General features: G+C 46.6%; 24 protein-coding genes. All 24 read right to left on the reverse strand.

Features of this window, described 5'->3' with window-relative positions; genetic code table 11:
- Positions 1–6: 6 nt before the first annotated feature.
- Positions 7–1,176 (reverse strand): anhydro-N-acetylmuramic acid kinase, encoded by a 1,170-nt coding sequence (locus ACGTN9_RS06265; protein ID WP_499591644.1) that lies wholly within the window; start codon positions 1,174–1,176, stop codon positions 7–9.
- 319 nt (positions 1,177–1,495) lie between these two features.
- Positions 1,496–2,431, reverse strand: a complete 936-nt coding sequence (gene mdh, locus ACGTN9_RS06270) for a malate dehydrogenase (protein WP_499591497.1) — start codon at positions 2,429–2,431, stop codon at positions 1,496–1,498.
- 32 nt (positions 2,432–2,463) lie between these two features.
- A complete protein-coding gene (locus ACGTN9_RS06275) occupies positions 2,464–2,865 on the reverse strand; it encodes a BMC domain-containing protein (RefSeq protein WP_499591498.1) in 402 nt (133 codons plus the stop codon).
- Entirely contained in the window at positions 2,858–3,142 is a 285-nt protein-coding gene (locus tag ACGTN9_RS06280) for a EutN/CcmL family microcompartment protein (RefSeq protein ID WP_499591499.1), read from the reverse strand. The genes ACGTN9_RS06275 and ACGTN9_RS06280 overlap by 8 nt, the downstream gene beginning before the upstream one ends.
- Positions 3,139–3,792: a hypothetical protein gene (locus ACGTN9_RS06285; RefSeq protein ID WP_499591500.1), complete on the reverse strand. Its 654-nt coding sequence runs from the start codon at positions 3,790–3,792 to the stop codon at positions 3,139–3,141. The genes ACGTN9_RS06280 and ACGTN9_RS06285 overlap by 4 nt, the downstream gene beginning before the upstream one ends.
- Positions 3,785–4,444 carry a phosphate propanoyltransferase gene (gene pduL / locus ACGTN9_RS06290; RefSeq protein ID WP_499591501.1) on the reverse strand — a complete coding sequence of 220 codons (660 nt, stop codon included), beginning with the start codon at positions 4,442–4,444 and terminating at the stop codon, positions 3,785–3,787. The genes ACGTN9_RS06285 and pduL overlap by 8 nt, the downstream gene beginning before the upstream one ends.
- 41 nt (positions 4,445–4,485) lie before the next feature.
- Positions 4,486–4,776 carry a BMC domain-containing protein gene (locus ACGTN9_RS06295; RefSeq protein ID WP_028783834.1) on the reverse strand — a complete coding sequence of 97 codons (291 nt, stop codon included), beginning with the start codon at positions 4,774–4,776 and terminating at the stop codon, positions 4,486–4,488.
- A gap of 19 nt (positions 4,777–4,795) precedes the next feature.
- Positions 4,796–6,316 (reverse strand): aldehyde dehydrogenase family protein, encoded by a 1,521-nt coding sequence (locus tag ACGTN9_RS06300; protein ID WP_499591502.1) that lies wholly within the window; start codon positions 6,314–6,316, stop codon positions 4,796–4,798.
- 129 nt (positions 6,317–6,445) lie between these two features.
- The gene (gene eutL, locus ACGTN9_RS06305; protein ID WP_499591503.1) at positions 6,446–7,099 is read right to left on the reverse strand and encodes an ethanolamine utilization microcompartment protein EutL; all 654 of its coding nucleotides are present in this window, start codon (positions 7,097–7,099) and stop codon (positions 6,446–6,448) included.
- An 11-nt stretch (positions 7,100–7,110) separates the two neighbouring features.
- A complete protein-coding gene (gene eutC, locus ACGTN9_RS06310) occupies positions 7,111–8,079 on the reverse strand; it encodes an ethanolamine ammonia-lyase subunit EutC (protein ID WP_499591504.1) in 969 nt (322 codons plus the stop codon).
- Positions 8,080–8,091: 12 nt separating this feature from the next.
- Complete coding sequence (locus ACGTN9_RS06315) at positions 8,092–9,456, reverse strand: ethanolamine ammonia-lyase subunit EutB (RefSeq protein ID WP_499591505.1); 1,365 nt, start codon at positions 9,454–9,456, stop codon at positions 8,092–8,094.
- Positions 9,457–9,474: 18 nt separating this feature from the next.
- Entirely contained in the window at positions 9,475–10,902 is a 1,428-nt protein-coding gene (locus tag ACGTN9_RS06320; protein WP_499591506.1) for an ethanolamine ammonia-lyase reactivating factor EutA, read from the reverse strand.
- A gap of 135 nt (positions 10,903–11,037) precedes the next feature.
- A complete protein-coding gene (locus tag ACGTN9_RS06325; protein ID WP_499591507.1) occupies positions 11,038–11,553 on the reverse strand; it encodes a EutP/PduV family microcompartment system protein in 516 nt (171 codons plus the stop codon).
- 20 nt (positions 11,554–11,573) lie between these two features.
- A complete protein-coding gene (gene eutS, locus ACGTN9_RS06330; RefSeq protein ID WP_028783841.1) occupies positions 11,574–11,915 on the reverse strand; it encodes an ethanolamine utilization microcompartment protein EutS in 342 nt (113 codons plus the stop codon).
- Positions 11,915–13,192, reverse strand: a complete 1,278-nt coding sequence (gene eutH / locus ACGTN9_RS06335; RefSeq protein WP_499591508.1) for an ethanolamine utilization protein EutH — start codon at positions 13,190–13,192, stop codon at positions 11,915–11,917. Before eutH ends, eutS begins: the two co-directional genes overlap by 1 nt.
- A 171-nt stretch (positions 13,193–13,363) precedes the next feature.
- On the reverse strand, positions 13,364–13,960 hold the full coding sequence (locus ACGTN9_RS06340) for an ANTAR domain-containing response regulator (protein WP_499591509.1): 597 nt from the start codon (positions 13,958–13,960) through the stop codon (positions 13,364–13,366).
- A gap of 3 nt (positions 13,961–13,963) precedes the next feature.
- Positions 13,964–15,388, reverse strand: a complete 1,425-nt coding sequence (locus ACGTN9_RS06345; protein ID WP_499591510.1) for a GAF domain-containing sensor histidine kinase — start codon at positions 15,386–15,388, stop codon at positions 13,964–13,966.
- Between the two features lie 111 nt (positions 15,389–15,499).
- Entirely contained in the window at positions 15,500–16,345 is an 846-nt protein-coding gene (eutC, locus tag ACGTN9_RS06350) for an ethanolamine ammonia-lyase subunit EutC (RefSeq protein WP_499591511.1), read from the reverse strand.
- 30 nt (positions 16,346–16,375) lie between these two features.
- On the reverse strand, positions 16,376–17,737 hold the full coding sequence (locus ACGTN9_RS06355) for an ethanolamine ammonia-lyase subunit EutB (protein WP_499591512.1): 1,362 nt from the start codon (positions 17,735–17,737) through the stop codon (positions 16,376–16,378).
- Between the two features lie 311 nt (positions 17,738–18,048).
- Complete coding sequence (locus tag ACGTN9_RS06360) at positions 18,049–19,506, reverse strand: sodium:solute symporter family protein (protein WP_499591513.1); 1,458 nt, start codon at positions 19,504–19,506, stop codon at positions 18,049–18,051.
- A 34-nt stretch (positions 19,507–19,540) separates the two neighbouring features.
- Positions 19,541–21,160, reverse strand: coding sequence for an N-acyl-D-amino-acid deacylase family protein (locus ACGTN9_RS06365; protein ID WP_499591514.1), 1,620 nt, complete (start codon positions 21,158–21,160; stop codon positions 19,541–19,543).
- Positions 21,153–22,367 carry a YgeY family selenium metabolism-linked hydrolase gene (locus tag ACGTN9_RS06370; RefSeq protein ID WP_499591515.1) on the reverse strand — a complete coding sequence of 405 codons (1,215 nt, stop codon included), beginning with the start codon at positions 22,365–22,367 and terminating at the stop codon, positions 21,153–21,155. The genes ACGTN9_RS06365 and ACGTN9_RS06370 overlap by 8 nt, the downstream gene beginning before the upstream one ends.
- Positions 22,368–22,388: 21 nt before the next feature.
- On the reverse strand, positions 22,389–23,618 hold the full coding sequence (gene dpaL, locus ACGTN9_RS06375) for a diaminopropionate ammonia-lyase (protein WP_499591516.1): 1,230 nt from the start codon (positions 23,616–23,618) through the stop codon (positions 22,389–22,391).
- An 11-nt stretch (positions 23,619–23,629) separates the two neighbouring features.
- Positions 23,630–24,007 carry a RidA family protein gene (locus tag ACGTN9_RS06380; RefSeq protein WP_499591645.1) on the reverse strand — a complete coding sequence of 126 codons (378 nt, stop codon included), beginning with the start codon at positions 24,005–24,007 and terminating at the stop codon, positions 23,630–23,632.
- Between the last annotated feature and the right edge of the window lie 121 nt (positions 24,008–24,128).

Here is a 24,128-nt window from a genome sequence, read left to right on the forward strand (position 1 = left end):
TCAGCTTCATGGCAGCACCAGTTTTCCCATCACAACTGGCTTTTCAGCCCCGGTAGCACTCGGAAGATTATTCGCTGAACCGTGAAGGAACTCATTCCCAAGTATGGCAAACGTGATGGCTTCCTTCGCATCACTTGAGAAACCCACGTCTTCCATGCGAATCACCTTCTGTTGTAAAACCACCTCCAACCCTTCCAGAAGTACGGGGTTATGGACACCTCCCCCAGCTACAATCACTTCCCCGGTTGTGTAAGCAGTATCGACAAACGTTTGAATATGGTAAGCGATGGCTTTGACAGTAAAAGCCGTAATCGTGGCAACCTTATCCTCAAAGGATAACTTCCGCTCACTGCCCGCTTCCCATAATCGTTTCGCTAATTCCCAGGTATACAGCTCTCGTCCAGTTGTTTTCGGGAGTCCCTGCTTCATATAACTGTCTGCTTTAAAAATCTCTTCCAGCCAATCTTCATCGACCTTGCCAGCTTGAGCCAATTTCCCGGCATCATCATATTTCTGTTCGCCATTTGTACCAATCCGGACAAAAGCGTCAATCAATACATTTCCCGGACCAGTATCCATCGCGATGACTTTCTGCGTGCCATCACCTGCAGCCAGCACGGTCAAGTTGCTGATACCCCCGATGTTCACGAGAATTCTGCCTGTTTGTTCATCCCGGAATAAAAGGTCATCCACAAATGGAACCAGCGGGGCCCCCTGGCCGCCAGCTGCCATATCAGAAGGACGATAATCACCGATGGTAATACAGCCGGTCTTCTCTGCAATCACAGCCAGCTCTCCAATTTGCAACGTCGCAGATTGTTCTGGCATATGAAAGATGGTTTGTCCGTGTGAGCTTACAAAATCAACCTCTTGCATGGTAAGGCCTGCGTTTTTCGTCACCACTTTTGCTGCCTCTGCAAATTTTTCACCAAGCGTTACATTGGCCTTACAGATTTTGTCCACGGTCGATGTGGAGGGGTGACACAGAGCCAGAATTTCTTCTGTTTCTTTTACAGAAAAAGCGATACTTTCAAAGGCCCGCAAATAAACGGAAGTCTTTTTTCCATGGTTATGTATCTCGACTAATGCAGCATCAATCCCGTCCAGTGATGTCCCTGACATCAGGCCTACAGCTAATTTTGACGATTTATTCAGTATTTCAATTACCTGTTTGATCTACTTACACCTCCCCCACTAAATATCGAATTTTTCAGAATTTTACTTAGGTTGATTATACAAAATAAAGTTACATTAATCAATATAATTTATGTAGTATTATTACAATATCGACCCTTATCCTAGTGAGACCGTTTAAAGACGCATATATTTTTAAGAGAGCGCATTTCATTCGTTCGAAAGAGCAATCCAAAGTTATGAGAGCGCATTAATGCAGAAAGCTCTGTAATCCATTCGGTGATCTTCTGTTAATAGAGTTCGCACCATTTCACTCCACCATCAAAAAACGCACCCAGGACAGTCCCATAGGTGCGTTTCTTTATACGAGAGCTAAAACTTCCTTCACTGCTCCTGCTGAACGATTGAGCGCCTCTTTTTCCTTCGTCGTCAATGGCAGCTCGATGACGCTTTCGATGCCATGGCCTCCCAAAATAGTAGGAACACCAAGATAAATATTTTCATAGCCATATTCGCCTTCAAGGTAAGCGATGGAAGGAAGAATCCGCTTCTTATCCTTGACGATCGCTTCAGCCATTTGGACAAGCGAGGCCGCGGGGGCATAGTAGGCACTGCCCTGGCCGAGCAGGTTGACGATTTCACCGCCGCCTTTCCGGGTCCGCTCGACGATGGCTTCCAGCCTGTCTTCAGGTATGAGTTTTTCCAGCGGGATACCGCCAGCGTAAGAGTAGCGGACTAGCGGAACCATGCTGTCTCCGTGGCCGCCTAAGACAAAACCGGATACATCTTCGACGGAAACGCCTAGCTCTTGGGCTACAAAGGTATTGAAACGAGCTGTATCAAGGACGCCTGACTGTCCGATGACCCGGTTCTTTGGAAACCCTGTCGTCTTATAACAGACATATGTCATTGCATCAACCGGGTTACTCAACACCAGAATATAACTGTCCGGGGCGTAACGGACGATGTTTTCAGAGACCTCTTTCATGATTTTCGCATTGGTCGCGACAAGGTCGTCCCTGCTCATCCCCGGCTTCCTTGGTATTCCGGCAGTGATGATAACCATGTCGGCGTCCTGGATATCTTTATAATCAGCCGTTCCCGTAATAGTGGAATCGAATTTCTGTACAGGACTTGCCTCAACCATATCCAGTGCTTTTCCTTTTGTCGGGTTTTTCATTGAGGGAATGTCGACTAACACAACATCCCCTAGTTCTTTTTGAGCAATCATTAGAGCGGCTGTCGTACCGGTAAAACCCGCGCCGATGACTGCGAATTTCCTTCGTTTAAACGCCATGATCCAACCTCCATCATAGGTGTTTTATACACTCAGGCTTCCTTATCTGTATCAGATTCCAGAGTTTCTTCAGCATTGTTTTTCTTGGTGGTTTTCCTGCGCCCTGCCGGTTTCTTTGCCGCTTGAGGCGGTACTACAGGCGTCTTTGCTTCTTTTTGAGCTTCCTTTTTCTTTAAAACTTCCCTGGTTGCATCATCAGGATGTGGGATGACATAGTAAGAAACAAGTTCACCGACACGCTGGGCTGCGTCTTTTCCCGCATCAACGGCAGCCTGTACAGCTCCCACATCGCCTTCTACAAATACCGTCACTAATGCAGCATCGATTTTTTCCTGGTTAACTAATGATACATTCGCTGACTTCACCATCACATCTGCAGCTTCAATGGAACCAATCAGCCCTCTTGTTTCAACCATTCCTAAAGCTTTAGCCATTTCCTTCACCTCTTTCTACCTCGACAGCATCAATGATGCCTATAATCAACGCATCAATTGGCAATGTTTTATTTTCATCCATATAGGAAGCGGCACTGCCTCTGGTTACCATGACTTTGTCACCGACACCTGCTCCAATCCGATCGACGGCGATAAAATTGGCTGGCTGGGAAGCCGACAGGGATGCCTCAGGCTGGACAACCAGGAACTTCAAGCCGGTGAGACCATCTTCTTTCCGTGTTGCCCAAATGTTACCGACCACTTCTCCTACAATCATTTGCCGACCTCCTCTGCCTCATATTCAATAATTTTGATGTTACGTTCTCTTGCCGTGTCCCTTGCTAATGGGGTAACGATCGTTTGTACTGACACATGTATCTCTCTATCTTGCCATTTTTCCAAAATCGTCTGGGTTAGCAGTTTTTCTTTAAAAATCCAGTCGTCTCTATTCTCAATTTCACCTTGCCCCAGTTGTTCCATTTCTGTAAAAGAAACCCCATAATCCAGTAATTTTTCATAATTGCCTATAAGCATTTCTTTATAACGGGAGTTGATGTTCGGAGATTTCTCGCTATTACTGGCTATCCACCTCAACTTATCGTGTAAAACAAAATGGATATCGGATCCTTGCAGCATCAATTCAGCAAACAGGCGGCTTTCAGCTGTATCCGTTATACCTGTGGCACTTTTAACCAGCAAGTCCTGATCAACCTGTAAAAAAACTGCCTGATCTGTGTTCACCTGAACATCACTGTCTGATGGATCCATGACAACCGGCTTCCAATGACGCTCTAAAAGATTGATTGTCTGTTCATCTACCGCTCCGTCAGATATCACTGAAAGCTTCGGCTTGCCGCCTTCCACTTCACCCATATGCCGCTTCAGTACCTCGGCGACGATTTCTTCAACCATTTGTCTGTCAATCATAGGCATGACCAGCTTTTATCATTGTAGCTGTATCCCCTGTTCTTACCGAAGCAGCGTTGGCTTCGTCGGTATCGATATGCATTTCGAGTTTATATCTCGGCGAGACACGGATCAGAATATTTTCGAACGTGAGCGGTCTTTTTTCGCTATCCATTCGCATTTTTACATAGTCACCGTTATCTACTCCATATCTCTCCGCATCATCAGGAGCCATGTGGATATGAGCCTCGGCGATGATTAATCCCTCATTAATATAGATGCTTCCTTTTGGCCCGACGAGTGTTACAGGGGAGGAGCCTTGAATATTGCCAGATTCCCGGATTGGTGGTTTCAATCCAAGTTTGAAAGCGTCCGTCTGGCTCACCTCGACTTGTGTCAATTTACGTGCCGGTCCAAGGATCCTCACCTTTTCAATGCTTCCTTTCGGCCCGACAATCGTGACCGTTTCATTGGCCGCAAACTGGCCCGGCTGGGATAGATCTGCTTTTTTCGTCAGGTCATATCCGGAACCGAACAGCTGCTCCAGGTCTTCCTGTTTTAAATGACAATGTCTGGCGGAAACCCCAATTGGAATCTCCGCCTTCTTTTTGTTGTTTCCTTGAAGCTGTGTCATCACCTCATCAACGATTCGTTCTACATCATGTCGCTCCATTCCTCAGACCTTCCTTTCCCTTCGAACCTGGTGATAAAGACTTATTTATCTAGTTCGACTTTTGGAAGAATGCTGTCCAATTCATTATGAGGGCGAGGGATGACATGGACGGACATCAATTCGCCAACACGCTGAGCAGCTGCACTTCCGGATTCGGTCGCTGCTTTTACTGCCCCGACATCACCGCTGACAAGAATCGTTACGATTCCTCCTCCAACATGGACTTTCCCTACCAGGTTGACATTCGCTGCCTTTACCATTGCGTCTGCTGCTTCCACCGATGCTACTAAACCTTTTGTCTCGATCATTCCTAATGCGCCATTAAGTGCCATTTTAAATTCCTCCTAATTTTTATTGGTATTGTTTGATGACTCTATCAACAATGGCAGATACGGTTTTCGTATCGACCTGCTTGCTATCTACTTTTTTCATAACCTTGGAGACAATCATTTCGATATCCGGCTTTTCCTCTGAGCTTTTCTCAGGTCGTTCATAAGTCTTAGAAGGCTTCGGAATCTCCACATCCTTGATGCCGTAAGCCAGACGCTTGATGTTCAGCAGATGTTTGGCGGTAATATTATCAGAAGTGATGTTTCCGCCATAAGATCCGCATCCTAAGGTCATCGATGCTTTCAGACCGGTTGTTGCTCCAACAGCACCGATACTCGACATCGTGTTGACCACGAGCCGGGAAACCGGCATTTCCTGGCCGAACATCCGGGCGACCTGATCATCATTCGTATGAAGCGATAAGGTGTGCCCTCTTCCTCCCAAATCCAGCAGGTCGCGGCAGATTTCTTTCGCTTCACTGATGTCTTTGGAAGTATATAAGGCGAAGATCGCAGATAACTTTTCGATGGAAAAAGGAACCTTTTTTCCGATTTGATCTTCTTCTGCAATCAACAATCTCGTATCGCCCGGAACCTCTATTCCAGCCATCTCTGCAATTTTGACAGCAGGACGGCCGACGATTTTCGGATTCAGTTTCCCCCGGATCGGAGAAATGACATCCTCCATTTTCTTCTTTTCTTCTGCATTGAGAAAATAAGCGCCGTTGTTTTTTAACTCCCGAATCGTCATTTCCTTGATATTCTGATCAACCACGATCGCCTGCTCGGTAGCACAGATCGTGCCATTATCAAAGGTTTTACTATCGACAATCATCCTGGCTGCCTCTTTGACGTTGCAGGATTTCTCCATATAAACAGGTACGTTTCCAGGTCCGACTCCATAAGCCGGTTTACCGGAACTATAGGCTGCTCTTACCAGCCCTCCGCCTCCTGTCGCTAAAATCAAATCGACGTCCCGATGATGCATCAGCTCTGTCGTCGCAGGCATCGACGGTTGTGAAATCCAGCCGATAATCCCTTCTGGAGCACCTGCAGCGATTGCCGCCTCCTTACAAACTTTCAAAGCCTCCACGGTACACTTTTTTGCTGATGGATGGGGGCTGACGACGATGGCATTGCGTGTCTTTAATGCAATTAATGTCTTGAAAAATGCGGTTGACGTCGGGTTGGTGGTAGGAATAATGGCAGCTACCACGCCATAAGGATAGGCGAATTCTGTAAGCTGATTCTGTCTATCTTCATGAATGACTCCGACCGTTTTTTCATCTTTGATCGATTCATAAACATCCCGGGAACCGACCTGATTCTTGATGAGTTTGTGTTCGACTACGCCCATCCCGGTCTCTTCTACTGCCATTTCCGCCAGCCGCTGGGACTCACGGTAGGCAGCATCAGCGACACTTTTTACGATGCGGTCGACCTGTTCCTGGGTAAACGATTCATATTTTTTCTGCGCTTCATCTGCCCGCCGGACAGCTTCGCGCATCTCCTGAATCGATTGTAAATCCTGATCAAACTCCATCACACTCAACTCCTTTCTTTTAAGATCTGTGACAGTTCTATTACCATACTGTGAGCAACGGGGTCAGGGAAACGACTTTCATTCGGTCTTCCCTGAGGAAAAGGAGTAAATTCCTTCCCCATCAATTGATTAATATCCCTTTGGATTGGCTGCCACTCCCAGCACGGCATCCCGGAACGCATCGGCTGCCGCCTGGCAGGAAGACTGGCTTCCTGTCAATAATCCGCCGCCAAAGTTCGTTTCCGTCGGCGGCCCATAAAAGGCCGCCAGTGTCACATCGGCCGCCTTCATAGCAGCATCAATCCCGTAGGAAGCTTCTAAGGGCGGAGCAATCAGATAAGCAAGTGCTTCGCCAGGTTCAATTCCTGCTTCCTTTGATAAAAAGGTTCCAGTCCTGGATATCACATGGGCATATAAAGCATGGGTTTTCGCTTCATCGATTGCTTCGAAATAAGCTTCACTTTCGGCCACCTGCTCGACAGCCTCGATGCCGCTTTTCACCTCTTCCGGATTCGGCCCGGCCAGAATTCCGATAAACTCTCCCGATAACGGTCCTGAAGCGTGGTCAGCTCCTGCATAAAAGGACTGGGCGTAAACGACTTCGACGTCTGCCCGCTTGGTAGCTTCATCGAGAGCCGTGACTCCTACGTCATCCATGGTTATCGTGAACATCGCAAGGCTCCGGTGATTTTCGTTAAGATTCAACTGTCTGGCAAGCATAGGATCAACATTCGGGATGATGCGGATGGCAAGGATGTCTGCATAAATCGGATCCAATCTCAATGTCTTCCCTCCTATCCTTCCTTTTTGACAAGTTCTACGCCACTGGCTTCATAGTCTAAAATTTTCTCAATCACACTTCCGAGGTAAGCTCCTGCTTCTACTGGCGGGATACCGCCACGATGGATATTGGAGACGACCATCCGGTCCGATTCGATCGTGTCGATCCTTGGTTTATAGCAAAGGTAGGCACTCATCGATTCAGCACTGACCAGTCCCGGCCGTTCTCCTACCAGCAGCACGATCACTTCCGGTTTCAACATTTCGCCGACGTCATCCATGATCGCCACTCTCCCCTTTTCAATGAAAAACGGGGTACCAACATCAAGTCCGAGGCTCTTCAACGATTGCTGCAAAGATAGGTAGACATCTTCCAGATTTTCATCGATCGCTTTCGAGCTTAATCCATCGGAAACGATGATCTGTACCTGCGGGGCGTGCCGGCATCGTCCTTCGATTTCCTTCTTCGCTTCATCCGATAGTCTTCGCCCATAGTCAGGCCTCCTGATGTAGGACTCTTTATCGGTAACTTTCGTTTTGACGGTGAACAAATCAAGGTCCTTCAGCAGGCTCTCATCAACTTTTCCGAATACTGCATCCACTGCTGCCGCATGATCGTAACGGAATTGCAGCCATGTATTCGTTTTCGGACGGGGCCCTGCCCTCCCGACTCCGATTCTTGCCGGTGTCTTATTGGTCAGCTGCTTTAAATCATCCCAAACTTCCTTATCGGGTTGCTGCTTTGGCACCTTTGTCCCCTTATTCTTTGTCTGATTTTCCAGAGTATGGAAGGAGGAGATTTTCGCCTTTCCTTCTGCCTCTTCTGCTTGGCGAGAACCATTAGAAACCTGGGTCACATTCGGTTTTTCCGAGGTATAATCCCAGACCTTCACTCCTTCCTGTGAAGATGCTTCTTCTGCTGGTTGATCGTTCAATTTCGATACGACGATTTCAGTGATTTTTTCAATCATCGCTTGGTCCATCGTTCCCACCTCCTATCGGGTAAAAAGTGTTGGATCGCCTGCCCGGCTGGTAAGCATGCCGTTTTCTAAAATCCCCATCTCCTCCAGCCACTTTTCAAATTGCGGGGAAGGCCGTTTATTGAATGTTTGGCGTAAGGTTGCGACATCGTGGTAACTCATCGACTGGTAATTCAGCATACAGTCATCCCCCATCGGGGTTGCGATGATAAAGTTGACACCAGCTGTCGTGAGCAGCACGCCCAGGTCTTCCATATCATTCTGGTCCGCTTTCGTATGGTTGGTATAGCAGATGTCGACGCCCATCGGAATCAGGTGCATCTTTCCCATAAAATGATCTTCAAGACCGGCACGAAGGACTTGTTTGTTGTTATACAAATATTCAGGTCCGATGAAGCCTACGACCGTGTTGACGATGAACGGATCGTAGTAGCGGGCAAATCCATAGTTCCTTGATTCCAGTGTCATCTGGTCGATGTCGTGGTGAGCTTCCGCTGATAACTCCGAACCTTGCCCGGTTTCAAAATACAGCCGCTGCGGGCCTGTTCCGGTCCCCTGTGTTTTTGCCAGTTCATTCGCTTCTTCCAGAATTTTGGCATCGATCCCAAAGGAGCGGTTGGCTGTTTCTGTCCCGGCGATACTCTGGAAAATCATATCGGCAGGAGCTCCCTGTTCGATCGCCTTCATCTGGGCGGTCACGTGTGCCAGTACGCAGTTTTGGGTCGGTACCTTCCATTCCTCAATAAAATCGTGGGTGGCGTGGAGCATCCGCTTCACACTTTCTACCGACTCCTCGACCGGGTTGATGCCGATGACCGCATCGCCGATGCCATAGGAGAGGCCTTCTTTCAGGGAAGCGATCATCCCTTCTACGCTATCAGTGGGATGGTTAGGCTGTAGCCTTGATGACAACGTGCCTTTTTGGCCGATGGTGATGTTGCATTTCGTTAAAACTTCCAGCTTATTTGCTGCAAAAATCAAATCCAGATTGGACATGATTTTTGCGACAGCAGCTATCATTTCACTGTTCAGTCCCCGGCTGATCCGCTTCAGATCCTCCCCAGTCGTTTCGTTAGCAAGGATATATTCTCGTAATTCGGCCACCGACCAGTGTTTGATAGCATCATAGATTTTTTCATTTACTTGTGATTCGATGATCCGGGATACTTCATCCTCTTCCGGCGGGAGGAGCGGATGGTCACGGATATCTTTAAGCGTCAAATCAGAAAGGATCTCCTTAGCGGCGATCCGCTCCTGGACACTTTCGGCTGCAATTCCTGCCAGCCTGTCCCCTGACTTTTCTTCATTCGCTTTTGCCAGGAGACTTTTAAGGGATTGGAATTGATAAGTATGTCCTAAATGGGTAGTGGATAGTTTCACCAGACTGCCTCCTTTCTGTTAATGAAACGTCAACGTTTTAATGACAACCGGTACAACGCCTGATTGCAGTACCTTTCCGATATCGAGATAGTCGCCATGCTCAACATAGATTTGGTCGATACAGACCGCCTGCTGGTCAGGATATTGGATCCGGATGGCCTGTCCGAGCGACTTGGCCAGGTCCCGTTCCAATACGATAACGGCCGGCTGCTGTTTCGTTTTCTTCTGTACCGCTGTGACTAGAGCATCTGCCAGGCTTTGCATTTGCTTGAATCCCAGCAGGGGAAGATCTGCTAAATAGAGCGCAAAGTTCTGCCCCTCTTTCGCAGGATCATAGATTTCAACCGCTTCTTCTATCAGCTGCGGCAGCCGTGCCAGCTGTTCATCGAATCCCCCGCCAAAAGGAATCCGGTAGACTGGGAGATTCCGGAGCGGAAGGGTATCCTCATCTACCTGAATCGTAGCTCCGCTGATTTCTGTTGTTTGCGTCCCTGCCCCTAACACCGTAGCCCGGACGGTTTCCGTGGGTTCGATCCATTCCCAGATGGCTAAGTCAGGATTTTCGGTCAGGGATTTCGCTAACAAAACTCCGATATCGTCATACATATCTGTCGCTGCGCAGTTGGCTTCATGATAGATACATTCTGAAACGCCGCCGGAGAACATCACAACATCGATCGGGTGCTCCCAGCTCGGTTCGTGTCCTAACAATAAAGGCTCCGACTCATCCAGCTGATTTTTCAACATGGCGGCAATCGTCTCTGCCATATAATCCGTCAGTGGTTTAACAGACGCTTCTTCAAAACGGTCACCTTCCTGAACAGATACACCCAGCTGTTTCGCCACCTTTTTAATGGAAGGAGCAATATAATCGATCATCCCTGCCTTCATTTCAACCAGTTTGCCGCCGACGTGAAGGGTGCAGGTTCCAAGCAGCTCTCCGTAACGGTAAACTGCGATGTTCGCCGTCCCGCCTCCAATGTCTATATTGGCAATCGTTTTGTTCGTCTTTTTGGAATATTCATAAGCGCCTGATCCGCGGGCAGCAATGATGCTTTCTAAATCTGGCCCGGCCGTTGCAACGAGAAAGTCACCGGCATGGGCGGATAAATGGTTGATCATTTCTTCCGCGTTTGATTTTGTAGCCGTTTCTCCGGTAATAATGACAGCCCCCGTTTTGATATCGGATGATTGCACGCCTGCTTCCTCATATTGAGAAAGCACTAGCTTTTCTACTTCCGGCATATCGATTTCATTGCCCGATGCGAGCGGTGTACGGAATATCGGGCTTTTATGAATGACTTCTTTATCAATGATTTCGATGCGAGGCATATGGGTGCCGCCAGCAGTATTCATTAGTGAAAATCTGCTGATCACTAGTTTTGTGGTGCTTGTGCCGATATCGATGCCGGCACTCAATATATCTTCTTTTTTGTTGTGATCCATATGCACCCGCCTCCTTTCAAAAATAAAAAGGCACCTCATACGAACTATCCGGCTGGATAGCTGTATAAGGCGCCTTTGCCTACTTCTATTCTTTTTTAAAAATTCTATCTATTCAAAATGGTAGCGGATAAATGATTATTTGTAAAGGCTTTCATTAAAAATGACATGATCATCCAGTTGTTTGTCGACATACTCCCGCATCTCTTTCAAGCTGTTATATTGGACGAGTTGCCTTACGATCTCCAGGCCCCTTCCTTCTTCTGCAGACGTAATCACAATCGGCCCCTTTGGTATTACCCGTTTCAGTTTGTCGACCGCTTTTGGGATGTCGGCTGATTCCACATCTGCCTTCGTCACAACCCCGATCGGCAATTTATTGATTCCAGTACTGAATCCCGGTGGAAAAATGGTCTTTTTCTTCGTCGCATCCTGAATAAATAGCACATGAGTTACTTCAAGCGACGTTGCCATGATGTTTTTATAATACATAGGATTTTCGGTATATTCACCGGGGGTATCGACAATCCAGTCGTCATAAATCAGCGACTGAGTCTTTACTGCATTGTTCGTACGGCCGAGCAATGCTTTCGTAAGCGTCGATTTTCCGGCACCAATGGAGCCTACCATCATCGCCCGGTTTTTCTTTGCCATAACCTGATCCTCCCTTCCTGTTAAGATTTCGTGATTTCAGAAGGGGTGTATCCGAGCATTTCTGCTAAAAACCGGTTGACTTCACGCATCGCCATATCCACTTCTGCTACACTCCCCATCAGTACAAGGCTCCCGGTGAATCGATCCAGGAAACCGATGCTGACATGGGCAGCTTTCGTTGCATAATCGCCTGCGATGATGACCGTTTCACTTGGAGTACAAGTGAGAATGCCAAGTGCACCTGTTTCTTCGATACCTAACTTCTCGAACATATCCACATCAGGGTTGGCAATAAGGTGGCTTAACGTAATCTGCTTACCTGGCACAAACTCCTGGATGAACCGTTTCTTTTCTTCACTCATTATTTAGCCTCCGATGCTGCCACAACGTCGTCCTCGAATTTTTCCTCTTCTTTATATTCATCTTTTTCAATGACTCCAGACTCACGATCGATTCGTTCCAATTCACGCGCTTTCGGAACAGAAAGCCAATAAGCGAAACCGATGGCAGTCAAACCGGCAGTGAATTTTCCGACGATAATTGGAAGTATCAATGTCGGCTGAAAGTTCGCCGTAAAGGATAAGTGATCGCCCAATAAGAATGCGGCACAGACACCGAAAGCGATATTGATGACTTTGTCTTTCGGCGGCATCGAACGAACCAGCTTGAACATCGCAAGAATATTGGCGATTGTTGCAACCAGCCCGGCACTGCCGACCGCACTAAGGCCAAGTTTCCGACCCATTGCTTCCAGTGGACGGGAGAAATATTTTTGCAGTAAATAGACCATCGGGAAAGCACCTGCGAGCATGATACCAATGTAACCCGCGGTTTCAAGTGCCCGGAACTGGTCTTCACCATCGGCCATGATCGGGTCGAATCCCCACCCGCCGAACACATTGGTGAAAAGTCCGGTGAAAATTTCGACGATGGAAAATACCAGTACCAGCTTGATGCCGGCGTCCATCATTCTTCCAAACCACATGAATCCTTTAATCATCATGTCTGGGAGGAAGTATAAGCCTAAGGCCAGCAACACAACAAACACAATCAAAGGCGTCAAGTTAGAAAAAATCTTCAAGTAACTGATCGCAAATTCATACGTAGATTCTGTATTCGTAGAAATAATGTCCCTTACTTTCGTATTGGTGAGCGTTATCAGGACACTGGCGATAAAGACCCCAATCGGAATCGTTAAGATCCCCGACATGACGCCAAGCGCCATATACTTATGATCCCGCTTATCCAGCATCGCGAGTCCCATCGGAATCGAGAAAACAATGGTCGCACCTGCCATGAACCCGACAATTAACGCCATGATCCAGCCTTCATAGGATTCCTGTAGGGCTTCCGCTAACTGGTAACCTCCCATATCAGAGGCCAGTATCGTCGTTGCAGCGATTGCCGGGTCGGCACCGATCTTCTCAAATAACGGCCCGAATACCTTATCAATGAACGCGGATAAGTACGGAATAGACGCCATGACACCCGCAGCAGGAACGAAAATGTGACCGACAGTATGGATCCCTTCCATGAATTGGCCGCCGAGTCCTTCTTCACTATTTTTAATAGATGCAATCGCACCGGCAACCGCACAGGCCATGATGATATAAATTACAATATTTCCAACCAAGACCATATAAGTTCCTCACTTTCATTTTTTGGATTTTGCTGTTTCCCTGCCCCGCAAAATCTCCCTAATGGGGAATGGAAACCTAAACTCTTAAAACAACAACCTAAAAAGACAAAAAGGTGCCAGAGAATGGGGAATTGCAAAAAATTCTCCAATCAGCCAGCACCTTCGCCAGAATTATTCACTTGTAGCTTGCAGTTGTTTCGTCGAATACTTCTTCACAATATGCTTAGCAACCCTTTCAAGGGGAACCTGTTTGTTCATGCTGGTCTTTCTCATCTTTTTATAAGAAACTTCTTCGCTGTATCCGAAACGATCCATTAAAATTCCTTTAGCCTTTTCAACGACTTTCCGCTCTTCCAGCCGATGATTCGCTTCCTTTACTTTCTCCCGGTATTGCTCGGATACATCGCCCTGGTGTAAAGCGATTTCCACTGCCGGGATCAGCCTGTCATCGGATACCGGTTTTACGATATAACCGACAATGTTGGCTTCTTTTGCTTTATCGATAAAATCCTGTTGACTATATGCAGTCAGCAAAAGAATCGGGATATTGAATTTTTGCGAAATGATTTTACTAGCTTTCAAACCGTTAAGCTTCGGCATTTTGATGTCCATGATGATGAGGTCCGGCTGTTTTTCGTGAACAACTTCAATCGCCCTTTCCCCATCACCTGCTTCCCCGACTACCTCATAGCCGGCATCTTCCAGAATCATAGAGATATCCATACGAACAATAGACTCATCTTCTACTAGAACAATTCTTTTATTCATAGATTACCCTCTTCCTTTTAAAGGAAATGTTATAGCAGCCTCTGATCCTTGATCGACTTTTCGAATCTTAAATGTGCCTGCCAGATCGTGCTCGACCATCATATTGACAATATCCAGACCTAACGATGACTTACTATGTGGTACATAGCCGACGCCATCATCTATCACCTTAATATGAATGAACGCTTCTTCCTGCTTGAAAGTGACCTGCACCTTGCCGGTATCTCTTCCTTTGAATGCATGATTAATGCAATTTTGAATCAGTTCATTAATAATCAATGCAATCGATACGGCCCGTTTCGACTCGATGGTCAATGGCTCTCCGTCAAAATGGATTTGAATGTTGGCACCAGCCTGTCCTTCGGTATACACCAGCATGTTGCCGATTTTTTCGATAAGCTCATAGATATCGACTTCATCGATGCTGCTGTTCGATAAAATGACTTCATAGACAGAAGCAATGCTTAAGATGCGGTTCAAACTTTCCAGGAAATAAACCTTGCTTTCTTCTGGAATCCCTCTTCGCATCTGAAGACGAAGCAAGCTTGCCACCGTTTGAAGGTTATTTTTGACGCGATGATGGATTTCCTGGATTGCAACTGACTTCATGACCAGCTCCTTTTCCTTTTCTCGCAGTTCGGTCAGATCCCTTAAAATGACGAACATGCCGTTATACTTTTCGTTTTGCGGTAAATGAATTTTTTTGACCTTAAAGATCTTATCGGAGATCGCCATCTCTCTTACCAGCAGTTCATCGGATTCTGTAATGACATCCTCTAAAAATGGCAGATAGTGAATGATGTTTTCTCCACATCTGCATTCTTCCCCGGTCAGCCCATGAATCAAATTGATCGCCGCCGGGTTGGTATAAAGCAGATTACCATCCGGTTCGACGAAAAATAATGCTTCCTCAATCAGCTCCGGAATGATAGGCTGATTATCAGATACACCCACCAGCACGCCGCTTAAAGATTCGGCAGTTTTTGACAGCGCTTTCAATTCTTCCTGTTTTTTCAGTTGATCACTGATATCTTTCTCCATGATCAACGCAGCAATGATATCTCCTTCCGAACCGTGGATCGGAACGACACTTTGCTCGACTTTCTTTCTTTCCTGTGTAATCGCCCGATTCGATGTCATCGGGTTACCTGTGCGAAGGCAATAAAGGACAGCAGGTTCAAATGCTTCATATGCTTTCATGCCCGCTACCTGGTTCTCATATATCGGTTTAGCAGTAGTCGGTGCAGCCTCCGCAACTACGATTGCCTGTTTTCCATCTGCCATAAGACAATCGATGAAAATGTTGGCTTTAGACAAGTCTGCGGTCAGCTGAATCGTTTGACTGACTTCTACGATCTTTTCTATATCATCATTGGATAAATTCGTATGCTGTTGACAAATAGACTCGATAGATGTAGTTGCTAACATCAGACCTTATCACCCCGCCTATCTTTTTTCCTATAGTCATGTTACGAAACTACTAGTCATTATAATCGGGGGTGATAGTTTTGTCAATATTCAGCAAATTTTGTCAATTTATCAATTATTCTTTAATTGAGAATACTTGACCCCGCTTGCTTGATGATGAAGCATCCCTTCAATCACCTCAGATAGATAAGCACCTGCTTCAATCGGAGGAACACCCCCTTCATGAATATTGGAGAAGACAGTTCGATCCGCTTCGACACTATTTTCGTTTGGACGATAAATCAAATAAGCACTAATACTTTTTGAGGTAGCAAGCCCTGGCCGTTCACCAATCAACGATACGACGATATCGCAATCAACCAACGAGGCGACTTCATCCTGAATCCATACCCGGCTTTTTCGGATGAATACAGGTTTTCCCATGGATATTCCTTTGCCTTCCAGCCCCTGGACAAGCGCTGGCAGCAAATCAGGAATCGTATCTTCGACCCCAGTTGAGCTTAGTCCGTCAGATACAATGATCTGCACCTGTTTACCCTTTGGCGCATTTTCCTTCAGCCACTTGGCAGAAGCATCATCAAGTTTGCGTCCGACATCTAAGTTCATCAGATATTCCTGCATCGATTGTGCTTTGGAACGAAGAATTGGCAGGTTCATAGCTTCGAGGACAGAGTCCGCGACGTCTTTGAATACGGCATCCTGTGCTGCCGCATGGTCCACCCTGAAATCAAGATAGTTCTTCGTCTTCATCCTCGTGCCGGATCGGCCGATTCCTATTCGAGCGGGCGTACCTTGCTGAGCATGTGCGATAGAATCTTTGTTTTTCGGCTCGTCTACGGTGACTTTTTTTTCAAAATGATAAACAAATTCTTTTTCGGCTGTTTGATCAGCAGTTTTTTCCTCAGTGTTCCCTTCCATCTCTTTCATGACTTCTTTTACAATACTTTCAATATCCATCAGATCACTCTCCTTTCCCGTAAAATTTATTTAATCAAAAATGGACAAGTCACCAGCATTTTCCGTAAGCCGGCCGTCTTCCATGATTCCCATTTTCTCCAGCCACTTTTCGAACTCTGCCAGAGGTCTGAGACCAAGCATTTCCCGCAAACTGGCATCATCGTGATAACTGGTATCCTGGTAGCTCAACATGACATCATCACCGCCAGGCACTCCCATGTAAAAATTGGCACCGGCAACAGTGGTCAACATCCCGGCAATTTCCTGGTCATTCTGATCACACTGCATGTGGTTCGTATAAGTTGGTGCGATTCCCATCGGCAGGTTATGGAGTTTACCCATGAACAAATCTTCCAGGTCACAGCGGATCATCTGCTTCCCGTCAAACAGCGTTTCAGGACCGATAAAACCGGACACATTATTGACCATGAACGGCTTCCAATGTTTCGCATATCCATAAGTCCTTGCCTCAAGTGTCTGCATATCTACACCAGAATGGGCATCGAGCGACACTTCTGACCCTTGGCCAGTTTCAAAATAAAAGAAGTTCGGTCCTGCCGATGTTCCTTTATGGCGCATCAGCTCGTAGCCCTCGTCTAAAATTTTCTGCGAAACCCCAAAGTCTTCATTAGCTGTCTGCGTCCCTGCCAGGCTTTGGAACATCAAAGCAACCGGTGCCCCTTCTTGAAGCGCTTTCATTTGTGTCGTGATGTGAGCAAGCACACAATTCTGCGTCGGTATCTTCCATTTTTCAATCAATTCATGACTCATGGTCAATATCTTGGCGACCGAAGCCACTGACTCGTTATTTGGATTGATACCGATGACTGCATCGCCTGACCCATAGGACAATCCCTCTTTGATCGAGGCAAGAATCCCGTCCGGGTTATCCACCGGATGATTCGGCTGACAACGGAAGGCAAGCCTTCCCGGTTCACCAATTGTCGTATTACAGTGGGCCTGGTGCTTCATTTTCTGCGATGCGAGCACCAGATCAATCGATGACATCAGCTTCGCGACTGCAGAAATCATTTCGCTTGTCAGCCCTCTGCTCAACCGCTTGAGATCATTTCCGTTTGTTGAATGAGCCAGGATATATTCCCGAAGCTCTCCTACTGTCCAGTCAGCTATTTCCTTGTAAATAAAGTCGCTGACATCCTCATAAATGATTCGGCTCACTTCATCATTTTCATAGGGGATGACCGGATTTCCATAAATATCCTTCAGCTGCAGCTCGCTTAAAACATACTTAGCAGCCATACGCTCCAGTGAGGAAGCAGCCCCGATCCCGGCCATCACATCCCCTGACTTCTCCTCGCTTGCTTTTGCGAGAACATCGGCGATCGAACTAAATTGATACGTTTCGTTCCTAAGCCGACACGTTAACTTCATTCCACTCACCCTCTTTGTTTTGGTCATTTATAAGTGTCGTGAAAAACAAAAAGGTGCCCAACCATTAGAAATCCTCTAATGAGTTAGGCACCTTTACCTACGTAAATTCACTTTTTCCTAGTATATCAAATGTATTTCTGAAAATAAAGATTTTTCTGTTTATAATAATTTCCATATCGAATATTCGCAGGCGCACCTTTATGAGGAAACTCACACGTTTATTAAGCTAAGTTGCACGTATACGCACGAACTCGCACATTTACGACTCTCAAAAAAATGAGCCTCTGAAAACCAGAGGCTCACTGTTTCTATTATTCTACTTTTGCTTTAGGATCCAAGTCTTCCATAACATCTATCTCAGCCGGGCGGCTGGTAAGATGAGAAACGACATAGAAGGAAATCGCACTGACAATTAATGCTGGATAAATTGGATCGAGACCGAAGAATGGTAGTATGCCACGTTCGGCCAGTACAACGGTCAGACTTCCTAAAATCAAGGAGGTCATACTTCCCGCTGCGGTTGCCCGCTCCCAGAAGTGGCCGACTACATAAGGCAGGAAGGCACCGCCAGCTCGTAACGTGAAGGAAAACATGAGAAGTGCAATCAGGTTAGCGAAATCAAACACGGCAATGGCGTAGCTCAAACCACTGACAAGCAGCATCGTCCAGCGTACCATTTTTAGGAGTTCTTTGTCTGTGGCATTTTTCTTGATGTAGGGATGGTAGATATCATTGGTGAAGATTGACCCTGCTGCCAACAGGTTACTGGAAGCACTGGACATGGTGGCGGAAATCAATGCGGCAAATAGGATACCAACCACTACGGATGGCAATACTTCCACTGCCATAACAGGCAATGCATATCTTGCGCCTTGTTCAGCAATAATGCTGCCATCGATGAGACCATTTTGTACCATGCCATACATTAGAATCCCAATAAATGCCGGAATAAAGGCAAAAATGACATACACGGCTGAAGTGATATAAGAAGCGTGCTTAGCTGCCTTTCCATCCTTAGCGGAGTAATACCTTTGTACAGCCTCCTGCCCGACGGTAAAAGATGCGACATACATGACAATCAAGGCAAGTATCGTTCCAAAACCGGCCCCATCGACCATGCTCCATTTTTCATCTGGTACATTTGCCGTAAGTTCGGCAAACCCGCCGCCATAATCTAGCGCAAACGGAATGATTAATGCCATCCCGGCAAGGATGAAAAACCATTGAACCACATCGGTATAAACGACACTGAACATCCCGCCCATGACACTGTAAGCAGCTACTACAACGGTAACTACCGCTACAGATAGCGCGTAGCTCCAACCGGTCATAACAGAAAGAATGGTTGCCGATGCGATTAGCTGAACCGCAGTCAAACCGACCATCGGCAGCAGCATGATGATCGCCGTGACAAACCCGTTTTTCTTGCCATAGCGTTTGGAAAAATATTCAGGCACGGTTTTGACAAGAGCCTTACGCAAATGTGGAGCGATAAAGGATAAAATGATGAAGGCTACCGCCATTGCGGTTACGTACCAGAATGCTGAGAAGCCCCAATCCCCATAGGCCATTTCCACAACACCAAGCGATGAACCTCCACCGACCTCGGTGGCCGCTAAACTTCCAGCCAGCAGCCACGGTCCCATTTTTCGTCCGGCAACGAGGAAGTCTTCATTATTCTTGATTTTCTTAGAAGCTATAAATCCGATCAACACCATAATAGCTAAATAAATGACAACAATGCCGATTACCGTTAAATTTACTCCCATGTTAGTTCCTCCTCAAAAGTTTTTCTTTATTGGCTTACGAACTGACATTCAAAGGTGCTGTGGCATAAGAACGACGGAACACTTCCCCAGCAGGTTTGCGGAAAGCTTCTTCTCCGTGAATCACAACCTGACCATTAACGATAACCGTCTGGATGCCTTTATTGAATTGGCGAGGATTTTCATAGGTAGCCTGATCAATTACTTTATCTGGATTAAATATGACAATGTCTGCCGCCAATCCTTCCCTGATAATTCCCCTGTCCTGCAGGCCGATAATTCTTGCCGGCTGTGAAGTCATCCGACGGATCATATCTTCTAACGGCAATACTTTTTCCTCTCTGACATACTTTCCTAAAATCCGTGGGAAAGACCCGTAAGCACGTGGATGTGGTTCCCCGCCGAGCAGTCCATCACTTCCAATCGTCCCTGCCGGATGGGCCAAGATCTTCTTAACTGACTCCTCATCCATGACAAAATCAATCATCCCAACGGCATTTTTCTCTTCTAAAATCAAATCCAAAGCGAGTTCCGCATAATCCTGACGCCCCTTCATCGCCCCGATCTGCTCAATCGTCTTCCCGACAAACGAATTATTCTCCGGTGAATCAACGGAGGTAATGACGATCCCATCCCAGCCTGCCCACTTAGACATGCTGTCCCAGCCTTTCAAAGCGCTGGCCATTTCTTTGACAATGCGCTGTCGAAGCTCAGGCGTTTCTAACTTTTCCAGCATCGCTTCTGTTCCACCGTCATGTGCCCATGGTGGCAAAATCGCACTCAGCATCGTGCTTCCAGCGGTATATGGATACTGATCAAAGGTAACTTCCAGCCCATCCGCGCGGGCTTGATCGATTTTCGCTAAAACTTCAGGCGTCTTATGCCAGTTGTCTTTGCCACAATTTTTCAAATGGGAAAAGTGGAGATGGGCACCGCAGCGTTTCATCATGTCAATCAGTTCCTGCATCGATTCCAGAATTTCATCGCCTTCGCTGCGCTGATGGATGACAAGCGGGACCCCGTATTCAGCAATCACCTGGCACAACGCTTCAAGCTCTTCCATTTCCGCAAAGCAGCAAGGTGGGTAAATCAAACCTGTCGATAATCCGACTGCACCTTCATCCAAAGATCGGCGTAGCACCTCCTGCATCTGCTTGATTTCATCAGCCGTGGCAGGGCGATTATCAAGTCCCATCACTTCCATACGGATATTGCCGTGAGGAGCAAGGGTTGCCAGATTATAACTCGGTTCGTTTCGTTCGATTTTATCCAGATATTGTTCGACAGTGTCCCAGTCCCACTCGATTGGCGGTGTGCCATCCAAGCCAGCCAGGTTCTTTCTCCAGGGTGACACATAATTTGCCGGAAGCGGTGCCGCTGCAATTCCATCCTGCCCTAACAGATCGGTGGTAATCCCTTGCCTAACTTTTGCTTCAATTAGCGTTTCATCAATAATGACAAGGTCGGAATGGGTATGCATATCGATAAAACCGGGACTGACAATTTGATGATTGGCATCAATCACTTCAGCTGCTTCGACATCATCGAGCTTTCCGATTCTAGCAATTTTTCCATTTTCAATCGCTATGTCTCCGTAATACCAGGGTGATCCGGTTCCATCGATAATTTTTCCGTTACGAATTAATAGATCATACATAGTTGGATTCCTCCTTAGTGGCTTCAACTGAACTTAAAGCTTTCATGATCACGGCATATCCAGCGGTGGCATTTACTAACTGGTCGATTTCGATATATTCATCATCGATATGGGCGAGCGATTCCGGTGATGGACCGAATCCGATTGTAGGAATTCCTGCTTCTCCGGCAAAATGGCTACCATTCGTGCAGAAGGAATAATGAGAAATTTCAGCGTCCAGCCCTAACAACTGCAGTCCTGTGCGAGAGGCTTGCACAAAAGTTTCCTGATCGTCATATAACCAGCCTGGGAAAAACCGTTCATCTCCGATGATTTCTCCGGTATAGCAGCGTTCTTCTCCAGTGGCATAGCATACACTTGCTTCAAACGTCGGGTCTTCCTTTTTCAGCTTCGCAATCAAGTCCTCGATAGGAGCGAGCACCGATTCTTTCGTTTCATTTACCAACACTCTGCGGTCGAAGGTAGCTTTACAATTGGACGGCACAACCGATGCCCCAGGGTAAGGTGACGACTTGATATCCGTCAGTTCCAAGATCCCTTCTCCCATCACTTCATGCTTAGCGACCGGAAGCTCTCGAATTTCGTTAATTAACTTTGTCATTTGATAGACAGCATTCAGCCCTTTTTCTGGATTGGAAGAATGCGCCGGCTTGCCGAAGGTTTCCACGACGATTTCCGCCCGTCCCCTTTGCCCGCGATTCAGATTCAAATTGGATGCTTCACCGATAACCACGAAGTCGGGTTTCACTTTTTCACTGACAATGCGGGTAGCAACTCCTTCAAAGCACTCTTCATGAACACTGCAAGAGACTACGATTTTTCCCGGGAATGAGCGGTTCGTATCTTCCGCAAAATTAAAGCCGGCGGATATCATCGCACTGACAGCACCCTTCATATCGGAAGTACCACGCCCATATATCTTGTCATCTTTCACTTCTCCGGAAAATGCACCTACCGACCACTGGCCTTCCTGAACAGGGACTGTATCGATATGTCCATCGAATAACACCGTCGGCCCCGGGCGATCGCCATTCCAAATCAGCAGGACATTGCCATATTCATCGGTAACAACTTCATCAACGCCCCTTTCTTTGGCATAAATCTGAATCGTTTCCGCTACTTGATGCTCCTCTCCGGAATAACTTTTGATTTTCACTAAAGACTGGCACAGTTCAATTACGTCATTTTGTCGCTGCTCTGCTAACATGTAAAATTCCTCCCCTGATTGTTATAGATTCGAATAATGGCCTTTCCAAACGACATCTCGGTAATGCTTGGCATCGGTATCTCCTTCTGTACTGATCAGCAACACGCGCGAATGTTCATCCAAATTGATTTCATTAGAAATAGGAGTGTAGTTTGGATCCTTCCTTAAAAAGTGAAGCAAGCCCAGTGTTACTGCTCCTGATTCACCGGAAATAATACGCGGGTCATCTGCCAGCGGGCTGCTGTAGATTCTCATCCCCAGTGCGGACACCTGGTCAGCGCAGGAAAACGAAGCGCTCGCATATTGTCTCAACACCCGAAAAGCTCTTGTGTTCGGTTCTCCACAGGCAAGACCCGCCATGATGGTATCCATATCACCCGTCACCAGCTCTCTTTCACCCGTTGGAGAAGAAAATGACCGATAATAACAGTCGGCCTCATGTGGCTCTACCACTACAATCGTTGGAGCTTCCTCCCGGTAGTGCTCGACCAGATAGGCAGCAATCCCCCCGGCAAATGAACCGACGCCTGCTTGAAGAAAAACGTGAGTAGGAGGTTTTTCGTGACGGCCTTCCAGCTGATCGGTGATTTCTTTCGCCATCGCAGCGTACCCTTGCATGATCCATAACGGAATTTCATCATAGCCCTCCCAGGCCGTGTCCTGAACCATAATCCAGTTATTCTTTTCAGCCAGGTCGGCACAGAAACGAACAGCGTCATCATAGTTGAGCTCGGTAATGTCAGCTGTTGCACCTTCCTTCCGTATCGCTTCCAGACGTTCCTGCGAAGAGCCCTTCGGCATATAAATAACGGAATTATAACCGAGTTCCCTCGCTGCCCAGGCTACCCCTCGGCCATGGTTTCCGTCAGTTGCTGATATAAATGTAAGATCCCCCAGCTGCTCCTTTACCTTTGCTGACTTCAAAATATCGAACGAAAGGTTCTCGATATCTTCACCAATTTTGTCGGCAAGACATTTCGCCATCGCATAAATGCCGCCCATGACTTTAAAGGCATTTAATCCGAAGCGGTAAGACTCATCTTTCACATTGATTGCTGACACATTCAATTCCTGAGCAAGATTATGCATTGGGAATAATGGCGTTTCAGTATAGGCTTCATGGGTTTGCTGGAATGCATGAACCTTGGCTATTTCTTTTTGTTGGAAAAAGCTTAGCTCCTCCTGGTTATATTCACTGGAATAAAAATTGTTTTTCGTCCATTGAATGGTCTTCAGTTCTGTCTTCTGCATGTCGTAACCTCCTAGTCAATTTGTGCAATGACTTCTATTTCCACTAAAGCGCCTTTTGGAATGGCCGCCACTTCGACGCAGCTTCTGGCTGGTTTATGGTTAGAAAAATATTCGCCATATATTTGATTGACCTGCTGGAAAGTATCGATGGAATCGAGAAAGATCGTCGTTTTTACGACATCTTCAAGGCGCAGGTCTAGTTCTTGCAATAATGCTGTTATATTCTCCATCACTTGTTTGGTTTGTTCTTCTACTGTAGCGCCGGAAATCTCACCGCTCTCTGGGTTAAGTGGCAGCATTCCAGAACAATATACCTGTCCATTTGAGATGACTGCCTGCGAATAAGGTCCGACAGCAGCTGGAGCTTTTACTGTTTCTACTTGTTTGATCATGATTCAGCCTCCTTTTTTGCTTTCACTTATATACCTTGCAATTATCGTGCCAATATTAAGAATATTAAGTTAATGGCATTGTCTAAAAAAATAACACTGACTGTAATCTCAAAATGAG

Origin of the sequence: Halobacillus sp. B23F22_5, from assembly GCF_043497085.1 — a bacterium.
Classification (GTDB): Bacteria; Bacillota; Bacilli; order Bacillales; family Halobacillaceae; genus Thalassobacillus.

Excerpts from the sequence above, each read along its gene's own strand:
- mdh (WP_499591497.1), bottom strand. The coding sequence starts at position 2,431 with ATGGCGTTTAAACGAAGGAAATTCGCAGTCATCGGCGCGGGTTTTACC.
- ACGTN9_RS06275 (WP_499591498.1), bottom strand. The coding sequence starts at position 2,865 with ATGGCTAAAGCTTTAGGAATGGTTGAAACAAGAGGGCTGATTGGTTCC.
- ACGTN9_RS06280 (WP_499591499.1), bottom strand. The coding sequence starts at position 3,142 with ATGATTGTAGGAGAAGTGGTCGGTAACATTTGGGCAACACGGAAAGAA.
- ACGTN9_RS06285 (WP_499591500.1), bottom strand. The coding sequence starts at position 3,792 with ATGATTGACAGACAAATGGTTGAAGAAATCGTCGCCGAGGTACTGAAG.
- pduL (WP_499591501.1), bottom strand. The coding sequence starts at position 4,444 with ATGGAGCGACATGATGTAGAACGAATCGTTGATGAGGTGATGACACAG.
- ACGTN9_RS06295 (WP_028783834.1), bottom strand. The coding sequence starts at position 4,776 with ATGGCACTTAATGGCGCATTAGGAATGATCGAGACAAAAGGTTTAGTA.
- ACGTN9_RS06300 (WP_499591502.1), bottom strand. The coding sequence starts at position 6,316 with ATGGAGTTTGATCAGGATTTACAATCGATTCAGGAGATGCGCGAAGCT.
- eutC (WP_499591504.1), bottom strand. The coding sequence starts at position 8,079 with ATGGACCAAGCGATGATTGAAAAAATCACTGAAATCGTCGTATCGAAA.
- ACGTN9_RS06320 (WP_499591506.1), bottom strand. The coding sequence starts at position 10,902 with ATGGATCACAACAAAAAAGAAGATATATTGAGTGCCGGCATCGATATC.
- ACGTN9_RS06325 (WP_499591507.1), bottom strand. The coding sequence starts at position 11,553 with ATGGCAAAGAAAAACCGGGCGATGATGGTAGGCTCCATTGGTGCCGGA.
- eutS (WP_028783841.1), bottom strand. The coding sequence starts at position 11,915 with ATGAGTGAAGAAAAGAAACGGTTCATCCAGGAGTTTGTGCCAGGTAAG.
- eutH (WP_499591508.1), bottom strand. The coding sequence starts at position 13,192 with ATGGTCTTGGTTGGAAATATTGTAATTTATATCATCATGGCCTGTGCG.
- ACGTN9_RS06340 (WP_499591509.1), bottom strand. The coding sequence starts at position 13,960 with ATGAATAAAAGAATTGTTCTAGTAGAAGATGAGTCTATTGTTCGTATG.
- ACGTN9_RS06345 (WP_499591510.1), bottom strand. The coding sequence starts at position 15,388 with ATGTTAGCAACTACATCTATCGAGTCTATTTGTCAACAGCATACGAAT.
- eutC (WP_499591511.1), bottom strand. The coding sequence starts at position 16,345 with ATGGATATTGAAAGTATTGTAAAAGAAGTCATGAAAGAGATGGAAGGG.
- ACGTN9_RS06355 (WP_499591512.1), bottom strand. The coding sequence starts at position 17,737 with ATGAAGTTAACGTGTCGGCTTAGGAACGAAACGTATCAATTTAGTTCG.
- ACGTN9_RS06360 (WP_499591513.1), bottom strand. The coding sequence starts at position 19,506 with ATGGGAGTAAATTTAACGGTAATCGGCATTGTTGTCATTTATTTAGCT.
- ACGTN9_RS06365 (WP_499591514.1), bottom strand. The coding sequence starts at position 21,160 with ATGTATGATCTATTAATTCGTAACGGAAAAATTATCGATGGAACCGGA.
- ACGTN9_RS06370 (WP_499591515.1), bottom strand. The coding sequence starts at position 22,367 with ATGTTAGCAGAGCAGCGACAAAATGACGTAATTGAACTGTGCCAGTCT.
- dpaL (WP_499591516.1), bottom strand. The coding sequence starts at position 23,618 with ATGCAGAAGACAGAACTGAAGACCATTCAATGGACGAAAAACAATTTT.